This is a genomic window from Erwinia endophytica, from assembly GCF_009295515.1.
Lineage (GTDB): Bacteria > Pseudomonadota > Gammaproteobacteria > Enterobacterales > Enterobacteriaceae > Erwinia > Erwinia endophytica.
In genome coordinates, this window is the sequence record NZ_RQVV01000057.1 from 262,237 (window position 1) to 285,329 (window position 23,093).

The following is a 23,093-nucleotide window of genomic DNA, read 5'->3' on the forward strand; positions in this document are numbered from 1 at the left end:
GACGCTATGCTGAGCATACTCTGGAGCCTGGGGGCGTTTATCGTCGCGCTGGGCGTGTTGATTACGGTGCATGAATTTGGCCACTTCTGGGTGGCCCGTCGTTGTGGTGTTAAAGTCGAACGTTTTTCTATTGGTTTTGGTAAAGCGTTGTGGCGTTACAGTGACCGTCAGGGCACCGAGTTTGTTATCGCGATGATTCCGTTGGGCGGCTATGTCAAAATGGTCGACGAACGCATCGAGAGCGTGCCTCCGGAGCTGCGTCATCAGGCCTTCAACAATAAAACCGTCCTTCAGCGTGCCGCTATCGTCAGTGCGGGCCCCATCGCTAATTTTATTTTCTCTATCTTCGCATACTGGCTGGTCTTCATCATCGGCATCCCTGGGATTCGTCCGGTTGTTGGTGAAATAGTAAGCGATTCGCCTGCTGCCGTGGCGCAAATTGTTCCTGGTATGGAACTTAAAGCCGTTGACGGTATCGAAACGCCTGATTGGGATGCTGTGCGTATGGCGCTGGTGGCGAAAATTGGTGACCAGCAAACCCTACTCAGTGTGGCGCCTTTTGGCTCCTCTCAAGTCAGTGAGAAGCGTGTTGATTTACGTCACTGGCAGTTCGAACCCGACAAGCAGGATCCGGTGACCGCACTTGGTATTCGTCCCCGGGGACCGCAGATTGAAACCGTGCTGGCTGAAGTACAGGCTGACTCGGCGGCAAGTAAGGCGGGTTTGCAACCGGGCGACAGGATCGTTAAAGTCGATGGTCAGCCGTTAGAACAATGGCAAAATTTTGTCACTTTTGTTCGGGATAATCCCGGGAAAGCGTTAGCGGTAGAGGTGGAGCGTCAGGGGAATCAGCTTGAGTTGACGCTGACGCCTGATATAAGACCAGGCAGTAAGGCTGAAGGGTTTGCTGGTGTTGTTCCTAAGGTTATTCCGCTGCCGGATGAATACAAAACGGTACGTCAGTATGGACCGTTTGCGGCTATCGGTGAAGCCAGTGCCAAAACCTGGCAACTGATGAAGCTGACAGTGGACATGCTGGGCAAACTGATTGTCGGTGAAGTAAAGTTGAATAATCTCAGCGGGCCGATTTCAATCGCCCAGGGGGCTGGGATGTCGGCGGAATATGGCTTGATTTATTACCTGATGTTTCTCGCTCTGATCAGCGTGAATCTCGGGATTATCAATCTGTTCCCCTTGCCGGTGTTAGATGGTGGGCATTTGCTGTTCCTGGTGATCGAAAAGATCAAAGGTGGGCCGGTGTCTGAGCGAGTTCAGGACTTCAGTTATCGCATTGGCTCGATTTTGCTGGTGCTGTTAATGGGGCTTGCACTATTCAATGATTTCTCGCGGTTATAAGAGGTTCAGAAATTAGCGAACTGAGGCCAGAAAGGCGAAATTTGTGGAAGATCGCAGTTTATTCAGGTAAATGCGCATTTTAAGCAGAGTTTTAACCCGGAATGGCTGATGTGCTGCAGTACCTCTTTTTACGTGACGAGAACCAGTTAGGAAGAATGCATAACAACGATGGCGATGAAAAAGTTGCTCATAGCGTCGCTGCTGTTTAGCAGCGCTACCGTATACGCGGCAGATGGCTTCGTAGTGAAGGATATTCATTTCGAAGGCCTACAGCGAGTCGCCGTCGGGGCGGCATTGCTCAGTATGCCTGTTCGCGTGGGAGACACGGTTACTGATGAAGATATCAGTAATACTATCCGCGCGCTTTTCGCAACCGGGAACTTTGAGGATGTTCAGGTGTTGCGCGACGGCAACACGATGATCGTTCAGGTTAAAGAGCGTCCGACTATTGCCAGCATCACCTTCTCCGGCAACAAAGCGGTGAAAGATGACATGCTGAAGCAAAATCTGGAAGCCTCTGGTGTGCGCGTGGGGGAAGCTCTCGACCGTACAACTATCTCCTCGATTGAGAAAGGACTCGAAGATTTTTACTACAGCGTGGGTAAATACAGTGCCAGCGTGAAAGCGGTGGTAACGCCATTGCCACGTAACCGTGTCGATCTGAAACTGGTGTTTACCGAAGGGGTTTCCGCCAAGATCCAGCAGATCAACGTGGTCGGTAATAAAGCCTTCAGCTCAGATGAATTGATCTCACGTTTCCAACTGCGCGATGAAGTGCCGTGGTGGAACCTGGTTGGCGATCGTAAATACCAGAAGCAGAAGCTGGCGGGGGATCTTGAAACGTTGCGTAGCTTCTACCTCGACCGTGGTTATGCGCGTTTCAACATTGATTCCACACAGGTCAGTCTGACGCCGGACAAGAAGGGGATCTACATCACCATCAACATTACTGAAGGCGATCAGTACAAGCTTTCTGGTGTGGTGGTGAATGGCAACATGGCCGGTCACTCTGCGGAAGTGGAAGCGCTGACCAAAATCAAGCCGGGAGAGCTGTATAACGGTGCGAAAGTCACTCAAATGGAAGACGACATCAAGAAGATGTTTGGTCGTTATGGCTACGCCTATCCACGAGTGATGACCCAGCCTGAAATTAACGATGCGGATAAAACCGTGACGTTGCACGTCAATGTGGATGCGGGTAACCGTTACTACGTGCGTAAAGTGCGTTTCGAAGGCAACGATACCTCGAAAGATTCTGTTCTGCGTCGCGAAATGCGTCAGATGGAAGGGGCATGGTTAGGCAGCGACTTGGTTGAGCAGGGTAAAGAGCGTCTGAACCGTACCGGCTACTTTGAATCGGTAGATACTGAGACGCAGCGTGTTCCTGGTTCCCCGGATCAGGTGGACGTGGTGTACAAGGTGAAAGAGCGTAATACCGGTACCTTTAACTTTGGTATTGGTTACGGTACGGAAAGCGGCGTCAGTTTCCAGGTGGGGGTGACCCAGGATAACTGGCTGGGTACCGGTAACACCGTAAGCATTAGCGGGACCAAAAATGATTACCAGACCTATGCTGAATTCTCACTGACCGATCCGTACTTCACGGTCGACGGTGTCAGCCTGGGTGGTCGCATCTTCTATAACGACTTTAAAGCAGACGACGCTGACCTGTCTGACTATACCAACAAGAGCTATGGTATAGATGGCACGCTGGGCTTCCCGGTTAACGAGAACAATACGCTGCGTGTTGGCGTGGGCTACGTACATAACGATCTGTCCAATATGCAGCCGCAGATTGCGATGTTCCGTTATCTGCGTTCCGTGGGCCAGGACCCAGATTTGTCGGGTCGCGCGGAGTATTCTGCTGATGACTTCACGTTCAATTACGGCTGGACCTACAATAACCTTGACCGCGGCTTTTTCCCAACCTCGGGTAACCGTACCAATCTGAATGGTAAAGTGACCATTCCGGGATCGGATAACGCCTTCTACAAGGCAACCCTCGATACCCAGGAATATGTTCCACTGAATCAGGACCGGACCTGGGTGCTGTTGGGACGCGGTAAGATAGGTTATGGTAGTGGTCTGAGTGGTAAAGAAATGCCGTTCTACGAGAACTTCTATGCCGGTGGCTCCAGTACTGTGCGTGGTTTCCGTTCGAATACCATTGGTCCGAAAGCGGCATATTACAATAACAACTCGTCCACCTGTTCAGGGTCGAATGCATTGTGTAACTCTGATGATGCTGTGGGGGGGAACGCAATGGCGACGGCCAGTGCTGAGCTCATCACCCCAACACCGTTCCTGAGTGAGAAATATTCCAATTCGGTCCGCACCTCTCTGTTTGTTGATGCGGGTACGGTATGGGATACCAAGTGGCAAAACACCGCTGATACGCGAGCAGCGGGTATTCCGGACTACAGTGATCCTGGCAATATTCGTATGTCTGCGGGTGTGGCGTTGCAGTGGATGTCGCCTCTTGGGCCGTTGGTATTCTCTTATGGCCAGCCAGTTAAAAAGTATGACGGAGATAAAGCCGAGCAGTTCCAGTTTAACATTGGTAATACCTGGTAAGCTGGTTTAATCAGAATGTGGGGAGGAAGGTTGACCTTTTTTCCCCATCGCTTGCGATGCTTATCGCAAGTATCGCGTCGTTCACTGGCAATCTCTCTGGGTTGTCTTAACGCGCAATACCTGTGTCTGAGACACAAATGTTGATGGTAAGGAGTTTATAGTGAAAAAGTTGTTGTGTGCCGCAGGCCTCTCTATCGCTCTGGCGGTTTCCGCTGGTGCTCAGGCTGCTGATAAAATTGCAGTGGTAAACGTTTCCAGCATTTTCCAACAATTACCGGCGCGTGCGGCAGTTGCGAAACAGCTTGAAAACGAGTTTAAAGGCCGTGCAACTGAATTACAGGGTATGGAAAACGACTTGCAGGCGAAAATGCAGAAGTTGCAGCGTGACGGGTCGACCATGAAGGCGAGTGAACGTAGCCGCATGGAAAAAGACATCATGTCTCAGCGAGAAGCCTTCTCGACGAAAGCTCAGGCTTTTGAGCAGGATAACCGCCGTCGCCAGGCTGAAGAACGTAACAAAATTCTGAGCCGTATTCAGGATGCAGTGCGTAAAGTGGCCAGTGATGAAGGCTACGATGTCGTTATTGATGCGAATGCTGTGGCTTATGCGGGTAAATCCAAAGACATCACTGCTGATGTTTTGAAACAGGTTAAATAATCAATGTTTTCAATTCGACTGGCTGATTTAGCCCAGCAGTTGGATGCAGATTTGCACGGAGATGGCGAATTGGTCATCTCCGGTGTTGCTTCTATGCAATCCGCCCAGGCAGGACAAATTACGTTTCTCTCTAACAGCCGTTACCGTGAGCAGCTCGCATCCTGCCTGGCTTCAGCCGTGGTGCTGACGGCAGCGGATCTGGAATACTGCCCGGGTGCCGCCCTGGTAGTGAAGAATCCTTATCTTACCTATGCGCGGATGGCGCAAATCCTCGATACGACGCCACCGCCAGCCAAAGATATTGCACCGAGTGCAGTTATCGATGCCAGTGCGAAACTGGGTAACAACGTTTCCGTTGGGGCGAATGCGGTGATCGAAGCGGGGGTTGAGCTGGGCGATAACGTGATCATTGGCGCAGGTTGTTTCGTCGGTAAGAACACCCGTATTGGCGCAGGCACTCGCTTGTGGGCCAATGTTTCCGTTTATCATGAAGTTCAAATCGGTGAGTGTTGCCTGATCCAGTCCGGTACGGTTATCGGCGCTGATGGTTTTGGTTATGCTAACGATGGTGGTAACTGGGTGAAAATCCCGCAGTTGGGTACGGTGGTGATTGGTGATCGTGTGGAAATCGGTGCCTGCACGACGATTGATCGCGGTGCGTTGGATAACACTCTGATTGGGAATGGTGTTATCATTGACAACCAGTGTCAGATCGCACACAACGTGGTGATTGGTGACAATACAGCTGTCGCGGGAGGGGTCATCATGGCCGGTAGCCTGAAAATTGGTCGCTACTGCATGATTGGCGGCGCCAGTGTAATTAATGGTCACATGGAAATTTGTGACAAAGTTACGGTGACTGGAATGGGAATGGTGATGCGACCAATCACTAAACCTGGGGTATACTCTTCCGGGATTCCGCTACAACCCAACAAAACCTGGCGCAAAACGGCCGCGCTGGTAATGAACATTGATGAAATGAGCAAACGCTTAAAAAACATCGAGCGTAAGGTTGGTAAAGACTGACTGAGCGATTGTTGCCAGTGTGATGGCTCGCTTTCATAAATACAATGCTAAGCATGTGACAATAATTAATTATTGTTAACAGTATTCCCCGTGCTGGCGGGGATAAACCGCCGCATGGAAAGCTTGCGTACAGAGACTGATTTGCGGCCTGCGGATGATCTTGCGATCTTTGCAGGCCGTGTTATTGATGCCATCAGAATTTTTAGGACAGGAAGAGTATTTTGACTACTGAAACTCATACTCTGAAAATTGAAGAGATCATTGAACTGCTGCCGCACCGCTATCCATTTCTGCTGGTCGATCGCGTAATCGAGTTTGAAGAGAATAAATTTCTTCGCGCAGTAAAAAACGTGTCGGTCAACGAACCGTTTTTCCAGGGCCATTTCCCTGGCAAACCGATTTTCCCAGGTGTGCTAATTTTAGAAGCAATGGCGCAGGCAACGGGTATTCTGGCGTTTAAAAGCGTGGGCAAACTTGAACCTGGCGAGTTGTACTACTTTGCCGGTATTGACGAAGCGCGTTTCAAGCGCCCGGTTGTGCCTGGCGATCAGATGATTATGGAAGTCAACTTCGAGAAAACGCGTCGTGGTTTGACTCGCTTTAAAGGCGTCGCGACCGTTGACGGTAAAATTGTCTGCGAAGCAACGATGATGTGTGCCCGCAGCCGGGAGGCATAATTCGTGATTGATGAAACTGCTGTCATTCATCCAGGTGCCATTATTGAAGAGGGGGCCATTATTGGTGCTCGCGTTAATATTGGGCCTTTCTGTGTCATTGGCGCTAACGTTGAGATTGGTGAAGGCACCGTCCTGAAATCTCATGTGGTCGTCAATGGTCACACCCGTATTGGCAAAGACAACACCATTTATCCGTTTGCGACTATTGGTGAAGCAAACCAGGATCTGAAATATGCGGGTGAGCCGACACGTGTTGAAGTGGGTGACCGCAACAGCATTCGTGAAAGTGTCACCATTCACCGTGGTACCGTTCAGGCAGAAGGTGTGACCAAAGTTGGCAGCGACAACCTGCTGATGGTGAATGTGCATATTGCTCACGACTGCGTGATTGGCGATCGCTGTATCCTCGCCAACAACGCCACCCTTGGTGGTCACGTCAGTGTGGATGACTTTGCCATTATTGGTGGAATGACTGCAGTTCATCAGTTTTGTATTATCGGCGCTCATGTGATGGTCGGAGGTTGTTCTGGCGTTGCGCAGGATGTGCCGCCCTTTGTGATTGCGCAGGGCAACCATGCCACGCCATTTGGTATTAACCTGGTTGGTTTGCAGCGTCGGGGGTTCAGTAAAGAAGCGCTGCATGCAATTCGCAACGCTTACAAAGTGTTGTATCGCAGTGGTAAAACGTTGGAAGAAGCAAAGCCGGAAATTGCCGACATTGCCCGCCAGCATCCTGAAGTACAACCATTTTATGATTTCTTCGCTCGTTCCACGCGAGGTCTGATTCGTTAACTCATGTCGTTGTCATCAGCCAGCCATACCGGCCAGTGTCCCCGTGTCATCGGGGATAAGCCGCATCCATTAACCATTGCCCTGGTCGCCGGAGAAACATCCGGCGATATTCTTGGCGCTGGTCTTATCCGTGCCCTGAAGAAAAAACATCCAGACGCCCGTTTTGTCGGTGTTGCCGGGCCGCTGATGCAGGCCGAAGGCTGTGAAGCCTGGTATGAGATGGAAGAACTGGCGGTAATGGGCGTGGTTGAAGTGCTGGGGCGCTTGCCTCGTTTGCTGAAAATCCGTCGTGTGCTCACCGAACGATTCACTGAGCTGCAACCCGATGTGTTTGTCGGCATTGATGCGCCGGATTTCAATATTACTCTTGAGGGCCGCCTCCGGCAGCATGGTATCCGTACGATTCATTACGTTAGTCCGTCGGTTTGGGCATGGCGCCAGAAGCGTGTGTTTAAAATTGGTCGCTCTACCGATTTAGTGCTGGCGTTTCTGCCCTTCGAAAAAGCGTTCTACGATCGATTTAATGTTCCCTGTCGCTTTATTGGGCATACCATGGCTGATGCGATGCCTATTGAGCCTGACAAACAGGCGGCACGTCTGGCGTTGGGCATCGCCGAAGACGCGCTTTGCCTGGCTTTGTTGCCTGGTAGTCGTAGCGCAGAAGTGGAAATGCTCAGCGCTGACTTCCTTAAAACGGCTGCGCTGTTGCGCCGAAAATGGCCCGGACTGGAAATCGTCGTGCCGCTGGTGAATCCGCACCGTCGTGAGCAGTTTGAAAAAATTAAAGCGCAAGTGGCGCCTGAGTTGCCGATGCACTTGCTGGATGGTAAAGGTCGTCAGGCAATGATTGCCAGCGATGCCGCATTGCTGGCCTCCGGTACCGCCGCGCTGGAGTGTATGTTGGCGAAATGCCCGATGGTGGTTGGCTACCGTATGAACCCCTTTACCTTCTGGCTGGCGAAGCGTTTGGTGAAAACTGACTACGTTTCTCTGCCCAATTTGCTGGCAGGTCGCGAGTTGGTGCAAGAACTGCTGCAGGATGACTGCCAACCAGAGCGTCTGGCCGCCGCGCTGGAACCGTTGCTGGTTGAAAGTGCAACCCGAGAGCAATTGCTGGCTACCTTTGTTGAATTGCATCGCCAGATCCGCTGGAATGCCGATGAGCAGGCCGCGGCGGCTGTACTGGAGCTGTGTCAATGAGTCCCTTTATTTATCCTGTCGCCACCTGCATTGCCGGGGTGGACGAAGTGGGCCGTGGGCCGTTGGTAGGGGCGGTGGTGACGGCGGCAGTTATTCTCGATCCGCAAAAGCCGATCATTGGGTTGGCGGATTCAAAAAAATTGTCGGAAAAGCGCCGTGAAGCACTGTTTGAAGAGATCAAAGAAAAAGCGTTAAGCTGGAGTCTGGGACGTGCCGAGGCGGCAGAAATAGACCAGCTTAATATCTTGCATGCCACGATGTTGGCGATGCAGCGTGCCGTGGCCGGTCTGGCGATGACCCCTGATTTTGTGTTGATCGACGGTAATCGTTGCCCGGCATTGCCAATGCCTGCGCAGGCGGTGGTAAAGGGCGACAGCCTGGTAGCGGAAATTAGCGCTGCTTCGATCATCGCTAAAGTCACACGTGACCGTGAGATGGTTGAGCTGGATCGGTTGTTTCCGGAATATGGATTCGCTCAGCATAAGGGCTATCCAACCGCACTCCATCGGGAAAAGCTGGCGTTGCATGGCGCGACGCCGCATCATCGTCGTAGTTTTGCGCCAGTGCGCAACGCCTTGCTGGATGCCGATGTCGCGGCTTCTGTCACGACCCTACTGTAATTTTCACTCTTCAGTTTTAAGCGGGATCAGAGATGGCCGAACCTCGTTTTATTCATTTGCGCGTACACAGTGACTACTCCATGGTAGATGGACTGGCAAAGACGGCGCCGCTGGTGAAAAAAGCGGCGGCTCTGGGTATGCCTGCCATTGCTATCACCGACTTTACCAACCTCTGTGGTTTGGTGAGGTTTTACGGCGCGGCGCATGGACAAGGCATCAAGCCGATAATTGGCGCTGATTTCAACGTAGTCAGCGAAGCGCTGGGTGACGAGTTGTCACAATTGACCATACTGGCCGCTAACAACACCGGTTATCAGAATCTGACGTTGTTGATTTCGCGTGCCTACCTGCGTGGTTATGGCGCTGCGGGACCGGTTATTGACCGGGACTGGCTGATTGAGCATCAGGAAGGATTAATTCTGCTTTCTGGTGGTCGTCGTGGTGATGTCGGCAAGATGCACCTGCGTGGTAACACGGCTCAGGTTGCCGAATGTCTGGCGTTTTATCAGAAATATTTCCCGGATCGCTATTATCTGGAGCTGATCCGTACCGGGCGGCCAGATGAAGAGACCTGGCTGCATGCGGCGGTTGAACTGGCGGTAGCTGAAGGGATCCCAGTGGTTGCCACTAACGAAGTCTGTTTTCTTGAGGAAGAGGACTTTGACGCGCATGAAATCCGCGTCGCTATTCACGATGGTTTCACCCTGGATGATCCCAAACGGCCGCGTTTGTACAGTCCTCAGCAATATATGCGCACCGAAGAGGAGATGTGTGAGCTGTTCTCCGACATCCCCGAAGCACTGGAAAACAGCGTAGAAATTGCTAAGCGTTGTAACGTGACTATCCGCCTGGGAGAATATTTTCTGCCGCAATTCCCGACCGGGGAGATGACCACAGAAGATTACCTGGTGACGAAATCATGGGAAGGTCTGGAAGCGCGTCTGGAATTTCTGTTTCCAGACCCGGAAGTCCGTGCGCAGAGAAGACCAGAGTATGATCAGCGCCTGGAAACTGAACTGAATGTGATTAATCAGATGGGTTTTCCGGGCTACTTCCTGATAGTGATGGAGTTTATCCAGTGGTCGAAGGATAACAACGTGCCGGTGGGACCCGGGCGTGGTTCCGGCGCAGGTTCGCTGGTGGCCTATGCGTTGAAAATTACCGACCTCGACCCGCTGGAATTTGACCTGCTGTTCGAACGTTTCCTTAACCCGGAACGTGTTTCGATGCCTGACTTTGACGTCGACTTTTGCATGGAAAAACGCGACCTGGTGATTGAGCATGTGGCGGATATGTATGGTCGTCAGGCGGTATCACAGATTATCACTTTTGGTACGATGGCGGCCAAGGCGGTCATCCGTGACGTTGGACGCGTACTGGGACATCCGTATGGGTTTGTTGATCGTATCTCCAAATTAGTCCCGCCAGACCCGGGGATGACGCTGGAAAAAGCCTTTGCGGCTGAACCGCAATTGCCAGAGATTTATGAGGCGGATGAAGAAGTTAAAGCGCTGATTGACATGGCGCGCAAGCTGGAAGGTGTTACGCGCAATGCCGGTAAACACGCGGGCGGCGTGGTGATTGCACCCACGCAGATTACCGATTTTGCGCCACTTTACTGTGACGAAAACGGTAACCATCCGGTGACCCAGTTTGATAAGAACGACGTGGAATATGCCGGCCTGGTGAAGTTCGATTTCCTTGGGCTGCGTACGCTGACCATCATTGACTGGGCGCTGTCGATGATCAACGCCCGTCGTGCGAAGCAGGGCGAGCCGCCTATCGATATCGCGGCGATTCCGCTTGATGATAAGAAAAGTTTCGATATGCTGCAGCGCTCGGAAACGACAGCGGTTTTCCAGCTTGAATCGCGCGGTATGAAAGATCTGATCAAGCGCCTGAAGCCGGACTGCTTCGAAGATATGATAGCGCTGGTGGCGCTGTTCCGTCCGGGGCCTTTGCAGTCGGGGATGGTGGACAACTTTATTGACCGTAAGCATGGGCGCGAAGCGATCTCCTACCCGGATATCCAGTGGCAGCATGAGTCACTGAAACCGGTACTGGAGCCGACTTATGGCATTATTCTGTATCAGGAACAGGTGATGCAGATTGCCCAGGTTCTGGCTGGCTATAGCCTGGGTGGAGCGGATATGCTGCGCCGTGCGATGGGTAAAAAGAAACCCGAAGAAATGGCCAAGCAGCGCTCAGTGTTTAAAGAAGGCGCGGAGAGTATCGGCATCGATGGCGAACTGTCGATGAAGATCTTTGACCTGGTGGAGAAATTCGCCGGTTATGGCTTCAACAAATCGCACTCTGCCGCCTATGCCCTGGTTTCCTACCAGACGTTGTGGCTGAAAGCGCACTATCCGGCCGAGTTTATGGCGGCGGTAATGACTGCCGATATGGACAACACCGAGAAGGTGGTTGGTTTGGTGGATGAATGCTGGCGTATGGGGTTGAAGGTGCTGCCTCCTGATATCAATTCCGGCCTCTATCCGTTCCACGTCAATGATGAGGGTGAAATCGTCTACGGCATTGGGGCGATTAAAGGTGTGGGTGAAGGCCCGATTGAAGCGATCCTGGAAGCGCGTCATCAGGGCGGCTATTTCCGTGAGCTTTTCGACCTTTGCGCGCGTACGGATACCAAAAAGCTAAACCGCCGTGTGCTGGAAAAACTGATTATGTCCGGGGCGTTTGACCGCCTGGGTCCACATCGTGCCGCCTTGATGAGTGCGTTGAGTGATGCGTTGAAAGCGGCAGATCAGCATGCTAAAGCTGAGGCGATTGGTCAGGCTGATATGTTTGGTGTGTTGGCGGAAGCACCGGAGCAGATTGAAAAATCCTATGCTGATGTTCCCCGTTGGCCGGAACAGGTGCAGCTAGATGGTGAAAGAGAGACATTAGGGCTTTACCTGACCGGGCACCCGATCAATCAGTATTTGAAAGAGATCGAGCGCTATGTTGGGGGAATGCGCCTGAAAGACATGCACCCGACCAGACGCGGCGAAGTGATTATGGCGGCAGGTCTGGTGGTGGCGGCCCGCGTAATGGTAACAAAACGTGGTAACCGGATTGGCATCTGTACCCTGGACGATCGATCTGGTCGTCTGGAAGTGATGTTGTTTACCGATGCGTTAGACAAGTTTCAGCATTTGCTGGAAAAAGACCGTATCTTGCTCGTCAGTGGACAGGTCAGTTTCGATGACTTCAGCGGGGGGCTTAAAATGACCGCTCGCGAAGTGATGGACATTGATGAAGCCCGTGAAAAATATGCACGCGGGCTTGCTATATCGCTGACGGACAGGCAAATTGATGACCAGCTTTTGAACCGTCTCCGTCAATCCCTGGACCCTTATCGTTCGGGGACTATTCCGGTGCATCTCTACTATCAGAGAGAGGATGCGCGGGCGAGACTGCGCTTTGGCGCAGCATGGCGTGTGTCGCCCAACGATCGTTTGTTAAACGAACTGCGGTTGTTGCTGGGATCGGAGCAGGTGGAACTGGAGTTTGACTAAAACAGGAATATTATGAGTCTTAATTACCTGGATTTCGAACAGCCAATCGCTGAGCTTGAAGCGAAAATTGATTCGCTCAAGTCGGTTGGCCGTCAGGATGAAAAACTGGATATTAATCTGGATGAAGAAGTGCAGCGTCTGCGCGAGAAAAGCGTTGAGTTGACCCGAAAAATCTTCTCCGATTTGGGTGCGTGGCAAATTGCACAACTGGCGCGACATCCATTGCGTCCATACACGCTGGACTATGTTCGCAACGTCTTTACCGATTTTGACGAGCTGGCGGGTGATCGCGCCTATGCGGATGATAAAGCCATTGTGGGGGGGATCGCTCGTCTGGATGGTCGTCCGGTGATGGTCATTGGTCACCAGAAAGGCCGCGAGACCAAAGAGAAGATTCGGCGTAACTTCGGTATGCCGGCACCGGAAGGTTATCGTAAAGCGTTGCGCCTGATGGAAATGGCTGAGCGTTTTAATATGCCGATCATTACCTTCATCGACACACCGGGTGCGTACCCAGGCGTGGGCGCGGAAGAGCGCGGTCAGTCTGAGGCTATTGCCCGTAACCTGCGTGAGATGTCGGGTCTGAAAGTGCCTATTATCTGTACTGTTATCGGTGAAGGTGGCTCTGGTGGCGCACTGGCTATCGGCGTGGGCGATAAAGTGAACATGCTGCAGTACAGTACTTATTCGGTGATTTCACCAGAGGGCTGTGCGTCGATCCTGTGGAAAAGCGCCGACAAAGCGCCACTGGCGGCTGACGCGATGGGGATCATTGCCCCGCGCCTGAAAGAGCTGAATCTGATCGATGCAGTGATCCCTGAACCTCTGGGGGGAGCGCACCGTAATCCACTGGAGATTGGCGAATCATTGAAAGCGCAGTTACTGGCTGACCTGGCTGATCTGGATGTGCTCAGTACCGAGGAACTGCTGGATCGTCGTTACCAGCGTCTGATGAACTACGGCTACGCCTGATAACGGGCTGGCCTCCGCAACAGCGGGTTCCGAATCTGGAACGGTTATGAGGAGTGATTCTCATGGCGGTGGCAGGTCTGGAGCCCGCTTTTTTTATGCGTGGCAAGTGGGGGAAGTCACTTCCGGCTGGGGAGGGAAATCGCCCTGGAAACGCGGGGCGATTCAGTATAGCTGGCTGAGATATAAGGTCATCAGGTCTTGTCTTTGATCGCGTCGGTGTGGCCATTGTTTTTCACCGATGCGATACCTTTTTCACGGGATTGCTCTGTGGCATACATTTGGCTGGTGCCAATAACCTGATGGTTTGCGGCTTTCAGATTGAAAAAGAATTTGCCGTTTGCAGCCACTTTCTTTTCGTAGCGCTCATCCAAAGGGCTGTTTTTCTGAACCGATGCAATACCATTCTCAGCTGCGCTTTTAGTGGTATACAGTTCACTGGTCAGGATGATTTCGCTGTTTCCTGCTTTAAGGACAAATCTGAACTGATTATCGCTACTTTTACTCAATTCGAACCAACCAGACATGTTAACTCCTTGATATAAAAAGCTAATGTAAACAGTTTGGATCACGCCAACAATACATTAGCGTCATATCAGTATGCACATAAAATCGGCATATTTCCAACAGGTTATTTCGGTACTAATGAGCAATATTAGCCTGTTTATTACACCGTTCCAGTAGACATTTAATATTGTCTACCACTGTCGTGTTTTTCAAATTTATAACGTTGAGTCTTCTGAAATGGGTGACAGAGTGTGGTGCATAAAATAGCGTGACTGCACCGTTTTGCGGTGTTGATGGGGGGGCAGGTTTCATTGCTGTCGGGTCAGAAACAGCGTCACACAGACATGAGACACGGTAAGCAGGTCAGCGAGTACTGACGGGTAGAGGGTATGGATAAGTATAATTTCCAGAAAATTTCATTAAGCATAATCTGAAAGTTGATCACTTTTTTTGATGGTTTATACTATTTTTTACGATAAAACTTATAAGGACTGTCAATGAAATGGCGGATATCTACTCGGGGATGGGTCTTATTGGCTGTGTTTATGGGATGTCTGACTTTTTGGTCGCTCATTGTGCTCTGGGGGATGAACGGATGACTGATGCTCATGAGGATAAAGATAAAAAAATGTCTTCGGAGGAGATGGATCGTTTAGAAGGATGGCGGATGAACGAACTACAACGTCGATTTATCAAGTCGTTACTCCCCAATAAGAGAGAGAATAAACCACCCGAAGTGGAAGAATAGTGCTGCCAGTTCAGAGAGAAAAACCTGATTTATTCATCATACGCACCCCAGCGTAATCATCACTCCATCTATTTGAATTTTTTATTGTTTTTCGGGTTTTTTCTTCAGTGTCAGGGCTGTTTGGTCTGCGGTTAAACCGGGGGTGATTATGCTGGCACGACACCCGAGGAAAGAGCCCGTTTAATGTCGAATGTTTATACGTGATTTTTTAAAGGGTTGTAAATAGCCCTCTGGCTGATTACGCTAAGCAACTATCAGATCAGGCCGCATCTTCTTTTTTCCGCCTGTTAAGGCTGTGGACATCATGCTCAAACCGTTAATTGCCGTTATTATTGGTGGATCCGCTGGTTGTGTGATCCGCTGGTTGCTGGCCATCCGACTAAACGGACTGTTTCCGAATTTGCCACCAGGCACGCTGCTGGTAAACCTGGTCGGCGGCTTTATTATTGGCGCGGCGATGGCCTGGTTTCTGCGTAACCCGCAACTCGATCCAGCCTGGAAGCTGTTGATCACCACTGGACTGTGTGGTGGCATGACCACCTTTTCCACTTTCTCGCTGGAGATTGTCACGTTGATGCAGGCGGGCAATTATCTCTGGGCGATGATCTCGGTATTCACCCATGTGGTGGGCTCGTTACTGATGACCTTTGCCGGCTTCTGGTTGATGACGGTGCTGGTAGGGTAATTTCTCCGTCTTCGCGGCGATTAGCACTATAAATGCTGCAGTGCTCCGCGGCTTGACGTCTAGGAATTTCAAACTTCCAGAGGGCGCTCTGGAACGTCAACTGTGGGGCTAAAATCCTTATAATTTGCCGGAGGGTGGCATAAAGGTGATAGATTTTCAATACGTTAGGTTGCTTTTTGTACGGATTTCCTGAATGCAGGCGGATCTTTCCTGCATCAACCAACGTAACGCATTCGTGCTATCTCTCCGGCGTTCGATACTAGGGTGTGTCCCGTAACCGCACAGACATGTCATGAATGGCATATACTGGGTACTCTGTTCTGGCGCCCCCTGGCGAGATTTACCTGAACGCTATGGTCACTGGAAAACAATTTACAACCGTTTTAACCGGTGGTCTAAATCCGGAGTAATGAACAGTATTTTCAATAGATTACTTCAGATTCTGGATGAAAAATCACTGGTTGACTGGGATGTCATAGCGCTTGATGGCAGCAACATTCGTGCCCTGAAAGCGGCCGCAGGGGCGAAAAAAAACATCCAGATAAACCCGACGATCATGGGTTGGGTCGCTCTCGCGGCGGCTTTGGCGCCAAAATCCATCTGGCGACAGATGGTACCGGATTGCCGCTGAGTTTCAGCCTGAGCGGCGGACAGGCCCACGAAAGTCGGTATGCAAAAGCGTTACTCAGCCAGGTCGGTGTTATTCGTAAAAGTGGATGCCTGAAATCCCGTCCCAAAGCCGTACTGGCGGATAAAGGATACTCAGGCAGGGATTTTCGTATTTATTTGAAAGAAAAAGGAATAAAAGCGGTTATTCCTTTTAAATCGAATGAAAAAGCCAGTCAGGACGGGCGAAGAAAACTCGACAAACGGCTGTACAGAAAACGCAATGTCGTGGAACGTTGTTTTGCGATGCTAAAAGAAAATCGTCGTATTGCAACACGCTCAGAAAAAACAGCAAGAAACTACCTGAGTATGCTAAAACTGGGAGCTGTCAGGCTGTTTTTAAAGCGGTTGTTAAGTTAAGGGACACACCCTAAATATTTTCGTGATGGGTTTGGATCCTCTGTTGGGTTGCCTCATGTATTTAATGCCATGATTGATATTGTTGCTTCTTAGGAGTTTATATGAATAACGCTACTTTTAAAAAATTACATTCAAAAGAATCATTTTTTATTTTAGGTAATTGCTGGGATGCACTTTCAGCAAGAATATTTGAGCAAGCAGGTTATAAAGCATTAGGAACATCTAGTTGGGCTTTATCTTCTATGCAGGGTGTTAAGGATGGTGAAAATATCTCCTTTGATACTATTTTTGATAATGCTAAAAAGATACTCTATCAAATTTCAATTCCACTTTCCATTGATATAGAAAAAGGGTATTCACAAAATACTGCTGATATTGTCACTAATGTGGTTAAACTTGCCGATATTGGTTGTTCCGGAATAAACATAGAAGATTCGTTAGTTCATGGTGGTCTGTTACCCTCTGAACAATTTGCAAAAATAATTGCATCGATAAAAACAGGTTTATTGGCTAATGGTTTTCCCGATTTTGTCATCAATGCGAGAACCGATACTTATTTAAGTGAATCTTGCAATGAAAAAATCGCTGAGACCCTGAGAAGAGCTGCAATTTATCACGAAGCAGGAGCGGACTGTTTGTTTGTTCCTGGGTTAAGCGAACTTCAATCAATTTATGAAATATCCAGTCATATCTATCTACCATTGAATATTCTAAATTTGCCTCACATAGACAATGTAAAAGATCTTCAATCGGCTGGGGTTAACCGGTTTAGTCTCGGTAACTCTGTGTTTGATGATATGTTGGCATATTTAGAAAAGAGCATCGCTTTGACATATAAGAGTGGAGATTATGCTGCCTTTTATAATCATGCCCAACTAGCTTTAACCTTCAAATAGCAAAATATTCGTTGCCAGCGAAATTGGATCGCTGGCCACAATTCCTTTAACTTTTCGTCGATGGCCCGAACACCGCAAAAGAGGGGAATGGCGTCACCTAACGCCTGATGGATAAATCATTAGCCATCATGACTGCTCAGATGGACAGAAAACATATCTTCTGGACGCACTGTTACAGCAGGTTGTCGGCGGCCAGGGCACCAAGGAGCCAGCGGTTGGCTTCAAACAGCGGCCACAAGGTGTCGGGCAGGGTGAAAGTCCCGTGCTGGCACGGCGTATCCGGCAGACGTGCCATCATGGTGGCAATCCACAGGTCAGTGGCCTTTTTCCCGCATGTCGGGCATCTGCGGCCGTTGCAGCTCTGGTGAACAAACTGGTGGTGTGTGCAATCAGCGTTACTGCAATGAAATTCGCGGGAACCCATCAGTGGTGTACCGCAAGCCAGCATTTTGGTAATGACCTCGACTTCGACCGGCCGTACTGGATGGCTGGCCATGATGTCGGCCCAGGCACCGTTGCGCTGGAACAACGCCTTCATGGGCCTCGGTTGAAAGCCGCTGTCACCAGACCGGGCCATCGGCATGCATCGCGGCTTCGGTTTCATAGAGGTCGAATTGGCGGCAGTCATGGCAGAAGGCGACGAAATGGTAGGAAGAACGGGGGAACAGGCGGTAAAAGGTTTCCCAGAAGCACTGGGTACAGGAAGGGTTATTGCCATCAACAAATTCTTTAAAAACAGTTTGATAAGGATATTGGTTTTGGCGGGCGACGTCTTTTAGTGCCTGCTTAACCATTTTTGTATGAATTTGCTGATGTTCGGGGGAATGGGACACTGCGCTTACCTGCGGTTGAGTCGTTTCAGAACGTCACCATTTTGCCATACATCGATTTGCAGCCGCCAGGCTGCTTCGTTCTTGAGGCGCTCAGAACAACATTTCCGCCATGATGATTAAAAAAGGGCGAGTCGCGCCATCCCTGGCATGCTGTGTCTTCAGTTGTTGGGTTGCGGCAGTGGCTCATCCTGAAAATGCTTTTTGAAGTGTTTTTCGATCTGTTCCAGCGTTTTCCCCTGAGTTTCCGGGGCAAAGAACACCGCGAAAATCCCCCCAGCGATGCCAATTAACGCGAATAAGAAGAAGGTCATTGTCAGGCCAATGCCTTCCAGCAACATGGGAAACATAAAGGCGATTGAGAAGTTAGTCATCTGCATGGCAAAGACCGACAGGCCATTAGCCATGCTGCGAATGCGCATTGGAAACATCTCCGACAGCAGCAGCCAGGTCACCGGCGACAGCGCGCCTTGCTGGAAGCATAGAAACACCAGCATGCCCATCAGTACCAGATAACTACGCAGTAGGTCGGGATGACCGTTGATCGTTTCTGGCATCAGCCAGGTCAGCATGCTGATAGTCAGCAGCGTGCAGGTACAGCCAATCTGACCAATCAACAGGAGTGGACGTCGCCCAAAACGGCTGAGCAGCATAATACCGACAAAGGTCATGATAACCGAGATGACACCGTTGGCGATGGTGGCCAGTAATGATGCGTGGGTACCGAGTCCGGTCGCTTTTAACATGGTCGGCGCGTAAAACATGATGGTATTAACGCCTGAGAGCTGTTGCAACATGGCGATACCGATGCCCAGCAGCACCAAACGTTTCATCCATACTGAAATGGTTTTCTGACGGCGGGCATGTTTCTGACTTTTGGAATCCATTGATTTGCGGATGGCGGCCATCTCTCGTTCAACCATGCGTGAGTGGTGGGTACGCTCCAGTACGTCACGTGCTTCACTATAGCGCCCATGCATGGCGTACCAGCGCGGCGTATCAGGCAAGAATAGCATTCCCACCCACAAAACGACTGCCGGGATGCAGGCCACACCCAGCATCCAGCGCCAGGTCGTTTCGCCTCCCCAGACTTCATTGATGGCGGCATTACTGGTATAGGCAATTAATTGACCGGAAACAATCATCAGTTCCTGGAGCGTGACAAATTGCCAACGGCGGTTAGCTGGAACGATTTCGGCAATATAGATTGGTACGATTGCGGCGGCACCTCCCACAGCCAGGCCCAGGATGAAACGGAACATAATCATGGTAATGACGTTGGGGGCCATGGCGCAGCCGAGTGAGCCGAGCATAAAGATTATCGCCATGACGAGAATGATTTTTTTTCGGCCAAAACGGTCAGAAACGCGCCCGGCACAGACGGCACCGAGAGCGGAACCGAGAAGTAGAAAACTGGTCACCATACCGGTGGTCAGCGAGGTCAGATGCAAATCCTGCTTCATGAAAAGCAGGGCACCGGCAATGACCCCGGTATCATAACCAAACAGTAACCCCCCCAATGTAGCAATAAACGCAATTACTTTTACCAGTGGTTCGGTCGGCGGCGACAAGGTTGGCGTCGTACTGGCTGTACCGATGTTCGATGTATTAGTCACAAGTAACTCCCTGGCTAACGTATTATTGTGGTCATTGAGTGATCAAAGTCACATTCCTTACTTAATTTAATTAACATTGACCATTTTAGTAGGAAAAACACGAAATTAAATTCCAATGTCGAGTGAATCGGCGGGACTGAGTGGGGAAAAGAGACTGCCGGAGCGTGTTCCGGCAGTGAGTTATTACCTTTGCACATCTCGCATTCGCTGGGAAACGGCGTTGCCCCAGGCCGGTATTTTTCTGGCGGGTGATCGTTGATAGCTCTCAGACTGTGTTGATTGTGCGGCATGGGTTCCCTGTTTGAACGTTAGCGTTCGCTCAGTCGCATGAGTGTTGTACTCATGTAGCCATGCCAGGTACTGTTCCAGCACCTGAGTGGTATTTTCCCCAGGCTGAGTGGTGCGGATATACAGTTGTGCAGACAGGCATGAGTTATCCTGAATGTAAATTTCATACATGTTGTTCCACGCTGGCGTACCTGGATGCTCACGTAGCACGACATCATTAAAGTGCAGGTGCTGCCAGCGCATCAGTCTCTGATAAAAATGTGTTTTATCCATGACGGATTAACCGCTCCGTTTTTCTAGTGATAATAAGTCAAATTAATATGTACCCGTTTCATTGCTAAAGGATGTGGGCTGGATAAATCTAGTTCAAAACCGTCATTTCGCCAGTCAACCGTGTTTTTTAGAAGAGGGCTAACCGCCTGTTCGATTTTATTTAATGTATTGAAAATTAACATTTAATGCCTGTCTGGCTGGAGAGGCCTGTTCCATTTTGTTTGGTGAAATGTTCACTCAGTGCCTGGTGTGGGGATAGTTATCATGAATAAGCACTCAATGGATGCAAATTTTTAATTAACTAATTGATGTTTAAATAAAATGATACGGAGTGTGGCAGATAGCACGCATTGCAGAAATATTTTTAGATTTATCTCACTATATCTGCCGGTAATATTTGGAACTATTATGACGGGGGAGGGATCTCAACGAAAAGGGGGTGATGAACATTCACCGCCCGGAAATACGATAGCGTCGTGTTAGCGCAGGTGAACATCACCCGAGGCGAGCCAGTCTTAATGCGCCTGATAACGCATCTTCGTGGCCAGGGACGATTTTTTCCCTAAGAGGTTGTGGTAACCAGGGAAGGAGCGGCGTGGCCAGGCCGCCCATCAGAGCCAGTGGACCATGATTGCGCTGGCGTAGCGCGTTGGCCATCAGTACTACCTCAGCGGCGTTTTCGGCGATCAGTGTTTCGGCAAGTGAATCGCCCTCACGTGCGGCCTCGAAAACCCAGGGTGAAAACTGTCCCCAGTCGCCCGGTGTTGCACTTTTGCTCCAGTTAAGCAGGGTGTCAGGCGAGTGGCTGAAATGGTTCATTACTCGCCTGGTGAGTGCGGTGGTAGGGAACAGTTCTTCATGCGCCAGTAGCGATTTGCGCAGTAGTCGTTGACCGAGTATTGCCCCTGATCCCTGATCGGACAGCATAAAGCCCCAGCCGCCTATGCGGTGAAAGTTCTCGCCATCCCAGGCGGCCCCCTGGCTGCCGGTACCGATGATCAAAACCGCGCCGGGTTCAGCGCGATGTGCCCCGATACAGGCAATATCCACATCAGAAAGGAGCTGGATCCGCGCAAAAGGAAAGCGAGAAAGATGCAGGCGAGCACTGGCCGAAGGAACGTTTGCTCCCGCCAGTCCCAGTACGGCTACGGTTCTTTTTTGGGCGGATAATGGTAATCCGGCAGTCAGGAAGGTTTTTTCAATCAATAAGTTAAGTGTCTTCAATGCACCGTCAAAGTCGGAGTAAACGTTCGCGGCGCCGCCTTTACATTCAGCCAGTACTGTGCCGTCAACGGCTGTGAGTCGGGTGCGACAATGTGTGCCGCCGCCATCGATTCCGAGCAAAAATTCTGATTGCATGAGCCTCCCGTGACTGATGTTGATACACCAGATTGTGAAAACAACGGGCTATTTTGAGCAAAACAATGCGATAAAAAAAGTTAAATCGTAATAACAAATAAATATGCGTGTTTTATACGCAGTACATCGGTTTATTTGCCATGTATTGTGGCCCAGAGTGCTTCAACCCATGCTAACGGTTGTCTGAGGGTTAATTTACCCTGGTATTTTCGCTGCCATGGCTACGGTAAACCTCACCACAGATTAGTACTGCGTTGGGACGTCGTTCATGGATACGATCAGCGGTACGTTGGCAAGCTACGCGAGTGGGAAAAATATGTTCAGATACTGGCAAGGCATCACAGGCATCGTGACCACAGGCGCTGACGAGTAATACGAAACCAATCAACATAGTCCACTCCATTGACATACCAGACCAATGTTAAGTATAGGTCAAGTGTGAGACGGCGGTGATTTATGGAGAGCAACTGATGTATTTTCGTGGACTTTCAGCTTTTCCCCTTACTCCCTGTAATGCCAGGGGAGAGGTTGATGTACTGGCGCATTGCGTACGGATGATGCGGTGAAACTAGTCCAGGACGCCGGGCAAGCTGGGGGGACGCGCCCGTTTCTTACACGCCATTGCGGGAAGACGTGTTGCAGCTTATACCGCCGTCACGCAAAGCACGTCGCGGCAGAGATTCAGTGGATTTTCCAGCCTGTTCTGCCCGTCTCGATGTTGTCATATTTTAAAATTTTACCGGATGTGAATGAATCGAAATAAAACACCTCTGGCGGCTACGATTAATCTTAGTTTTGAGGTTGTGCAGCCGGTTTTAAGAACTCGTTAAGTTTCTTGTGGCCTATTAGAAGGACTCTATTTTGCCAGAGGTTGCCTATACCTATGTTGTTATCCACGTTCTCTTATATCAAAGCTAAGACCGATTATTTGCAGGAATTCATTTCTAATCCACGGAAAACAGGGACCATCGCGCCATCTTCCACGGCGCTGTGCAAGGCCATGTCCGACGCGGTGGACTGGGACCGCTGCGAGCGCATCGCTGAACTGGGGGCTGGAGATGGTGTATTAACTCGCCATCTGTTGCGGCGGATGCGGCCAGATGCGGAGCTCCTGGCGTTTGAAACTAATCCCCGTTTTCATCCTAAACTGGCGGTGATTAGCGATCCACGCCTGCGGGTAACGGAAGCTTCTGCTGAAACGTTGAATGGAGAATATGACGCCATCTTCTCCGGTCTGCCGTTGCTGTCTTTACCGCACTCTGTCCGGCACGCCATTCTGGAGCGTGCCGCAGCTCAGCTCAGTGCTGAAGGGGTGTTTGTACAGTTTCAGTACACCTCGCTTTCCGAACCGCTGCTCTCTGGCTACTTTGCCTGGAATCGTACGCGGGTACTTTGCAATCTTCCCCCTGCGTGGGTTTATCGTTGTCACTCGCTCGATAATTTGCCGCAGAACCCTCGTACTGGTGCCGTAATATGAC

The 23,093-nt window shown here is 50.4% G+C and carries 20 protein-coding genes and 2 pseudogenes; 15 read left to right on the forward strand and 7 right to left on the reverse strand.

Annotation, left to right across the window (positions count from 1 at the left end; genetic code table 11):
• Positions 1–6: 6 nt before the first annotated feature.
• The 10 genes from rseP to accA all read left to right on the forward strand — a co-directional run bounded on the left by rseP (position 7) and on the right by accA (position 13,390).
• Entirely contained in the window at positions 7–1,356 is a 1,350-nt protein-coding gene (gene rseP / locus EH228_RS18570; RefSeq protein ID WP_152323102.1) for a sigma E protease regulator RseP, read from the forward strand.
• A gap of 168 nt (positions 1,357–1,524) precedes the next feature.
• Positions 1,525–3,930, forward strand: a complete 2,406-nt coding sequence (gene bamA / locus EH228_RS18575; protein WP_152323103.1) for an outer membrane protein assembly factor BamA — start codon at positions 1,525–1,527, stop codon at positions 3,928–3,930.
• 160 nt (positions 3,931–4,090) lie between these two features.
• Positions 4,091–4,588 (forward strand): molecular chaperone Skp, encoded by a 498-nt coding sequence (skp, locus tag EH228_RS18580; protein WP_152323104.1) that lies wholly within the window; start codon positions 4,091–4,093, stop codon positions 4,586–4,588.
• A 3-nt stretch (positions 4,589–4,591) separates the two neighbouring features.
• Positions 4,592–5,614, forward strand: a complete 1,023-nt coding sequence (gene lpxD / locus EH228_RS18585; protein WP_152323105.1) for a UDP-3-O-(3-hydroxymyristoyl)glucosamine N-acyltransferase — start codon at positions 4,592–4,594, stop codon at positions 5,612–5,614.
• Positions 5,615–5,835: 221 nt separating this feature from the next.
• Complete coding sequence (gene fabZ, locus EH228_RS18590) at positions 5,836–6,291, forward strand: 3-hydroxyacyl-ACP dehydratase FabZ (RefSeq protein ID WP_152323106.1); 456 nt, start codon at positions 5,836–5,838, stop codon at positions 6,289–6,291.
• A 3-nt stretch (positions 6,292–6,294) separates the two neighbouring features.
• Positions 6,295–7,083 (forward strand): acyl-ACP--UDP-N-acetylglucosamine O-acyltransferase, encoded by a 789-nt coding sequence (gene lpxA / locus EH228_RS18595; RefSeq protein ID WP_152323107.1) that lies wholly within the window; start codon positions 6,295–6,297, stop codon positions 7,081–7,083.
• 3 nt (positions 7,084–7,086) lie between these two features.
• Positions 7,087–8,283: a lipid-A-disaccharide synthase gene (lpxB, locus tag EH228_RS18600; RefSeq protein ID WP_152323108.1), complete on the forward strand. Its 1,197-nt coding sequence runs from the start codon at positions 7,087–7,089 to the stop codon at positions 8,281–8,283.
• Positions 8,280–8,903, forward strand: coding sequence for a ribonuclease HII (gene rnhB / locus EH228_RS18605; RefSeq protein ID WP_152323109.1), 624 nt, complete (start codon positions 8,280–8,282; stop codon positions 8,901–8,903). Before lpxB ends, rnhB begins: the two co-directional genes overlap by 4 nt.
• Before the next feature lie 32 nt (positions 8,904–8,935).
• Positions 8,936–12,418 carry a DNA polymerase III subunit alpha gene (gene dnaE, locus EH228_RS18610; protein WP_152323110.1) on the forward strand — a complete coding sequence of 1,161 codons (3,483 nt, stop codon included), beginning with the start codon at positions 8,936–8,938 and terminating at the stop codon, positions 12,416–12,418.
• Between the two features lie 12 nt (positions 12,419–12,430).
• Positions 12,431–13,390, forward strand: coding sequence for an acetyl-CoA carboxylase carboxyl transferase subunit alpha (gene accA, locus EH228_RS18615; protein WP_152323111.1), 960 nt, complete (start codon positions 12,431–12,433; stop codon positions 13,388–13,390).
• A gap of 191 nt (positions 13,391–13,581) precedes the next feature.
• Here the strand turns inward: accA and EH228_RS18620 are convergent, their stop codons facing one another.
• A complete protein-coding gene (locus tag EH228_RS18620; protein WP_152323112.1) occupies positions 13,582–13,914 on the reverse strand; it encodes a YegP family protein in 333 nt (110 codons plus the stop codon).
• 482 nt (positions 13,915–14,396) lie between these two features.
• Here EH228_RS18620 and EH228_RS18625 point away from each other — a divergent pair, with 482 nt between their 5' ends.
• The 4 genes and pseudogenes from EH228_RS18625 (at position 14,397) to EH228_RS18640 (ending at position 17,249) form a co-directional block, all read left to right on the forward strand.
• Entirely contained in the window at positions 14,397–14,642 is a 246-nt protein-coding gene (locus tag EH228_RS18625; protein WP_152323113.1) for a hypothetical protein, read from the forward strand.
• A 304-nt stretch (positions 14,643–14,946) separates the two neighbouring features.
• Entirely contained in the window at positions 14,947–15,327 is a 381-nt protein-coding gene (crcB, locus tag EH228_RS18630; RefSeq protein ID WP_152323114.1) for a fluoride efflux transporter CrcB, read from the forward strand.
• 280 nt (positions 15,328–15,607) lie between these two features.
• Positions 15,608–16,353 (forward strand): annotated as a pseudogene (locus EH228_RS18635) (IS5 family transposase); the annotation flags it as partial.
• A 101-nt stretch (positions 16,354–16,454) separates the two neighbouring features.
• Entirely contained in the window at positions 16,455–17,249 is a 795-nt protein-coding gene (locus EH228_RS18640; protein ID WP_152323115.1) for an isocitrate lyase/PEP mutase family protein, read from the forward strand.
• A 172-nt stretch (positions 17,250–17,421) separates the two neighbouring features.
• On the opposite strand, the gene EH228_RS18645 is transcribed toward EH228_RS18640, so the two are convergent.
• The 6 genes and pseudogenes from EH228_RS18645 to EH228_RS18670 all read right to left on the reverse strand — a co-directional run bounded on the left by EH228_RS18645 (position 17,422) and on the right by EH228_RS18670 (position 22,006).
• Positions 17,422–17,787, reverse strand: a complete 366-nt coding sequence (locus EH228_RS18645) for a transposase zinc-binding domain-containing protein (RefSeq protein ID WP_193323382.1) — start codon at positions 17,785–17,787, stop codon at positions 17,422–17,424.
• Positions 17,788–17,809: 22 nt separating this feature from the next.
• On the reverse strand, positions 17,810–18,043 hold the full coding sequence (locus EH228_RS18650) for a hypothetical protein (protein WP_152323157.1): 234 nt from the start codon (positions 18,041–18,043) through the stop codon (positions 17,810–17,812).
• A 197-nt stretch (positions 18,044–18,240) separates the two neighbouring features.
• Positions 18,241–19,716 (reverse strand): annotated as a pseudogene (locus EH228_RS18655) (sugar porter family MFS transporter); the annotation flags it as partial.
• 162 nt (positions 19,717–19,878) lie between these two features.
• Positions 19,879–20,256: a hypothetical protein gene (locus tag EH228_RS20290; RefSeq protein ID WP_193323383.1), complete on the reverse strand. Its 378-nt coding sequence runs from the start codon at positions 20,254–20,256 to the stop codon at positions 19,879–19,881.
• Between the two features lie 495 nt (positions 20,257–20,751).
• Positions 20,752–21,615 (reverse strand): glucosamine kinase nucleotide-binding domain-containing protein, encoded by an 864-nt coding sequence (locus EH228_RS18665; RefSeq protein ID WP_152323118.1) that lies wholly within the window; start codon positions 21,613–21,615, stop codon positions 20,752–20,754.
• 190 nt (positions 21,616–21,805) lie between these two features.
• Complete coding sequence (locus tag EH228_RS18670; RefSeq protein WP_152323119.1) at positions 21,806–22,006, reverse strand: hypothetical protein; 201 nt, start codon at positions 22,004–22,006, stop codon at positions 21,806–21,808.
• Between the two features lie 492 nt (positions 22,007–22,498).
• Between EH228_RS18670 and EH228_RS18675 the strand changes: the two genes are divergently transcribed.
• Positions 22,499–23,092 carry a class I SAM-dependent methyltransferase gene (locus EH228_RS18675; RefSeq protein WP_193323384.1) on the forward strand — a complete coding sequence of 198 codons (594 nt, stop codon included), beginning with the start codon at positions 22,499–22,501 and terminating at the stop codon, positions 23,090–23,092.
• Position 23,093: the final 1 nt, after the last annotated feature.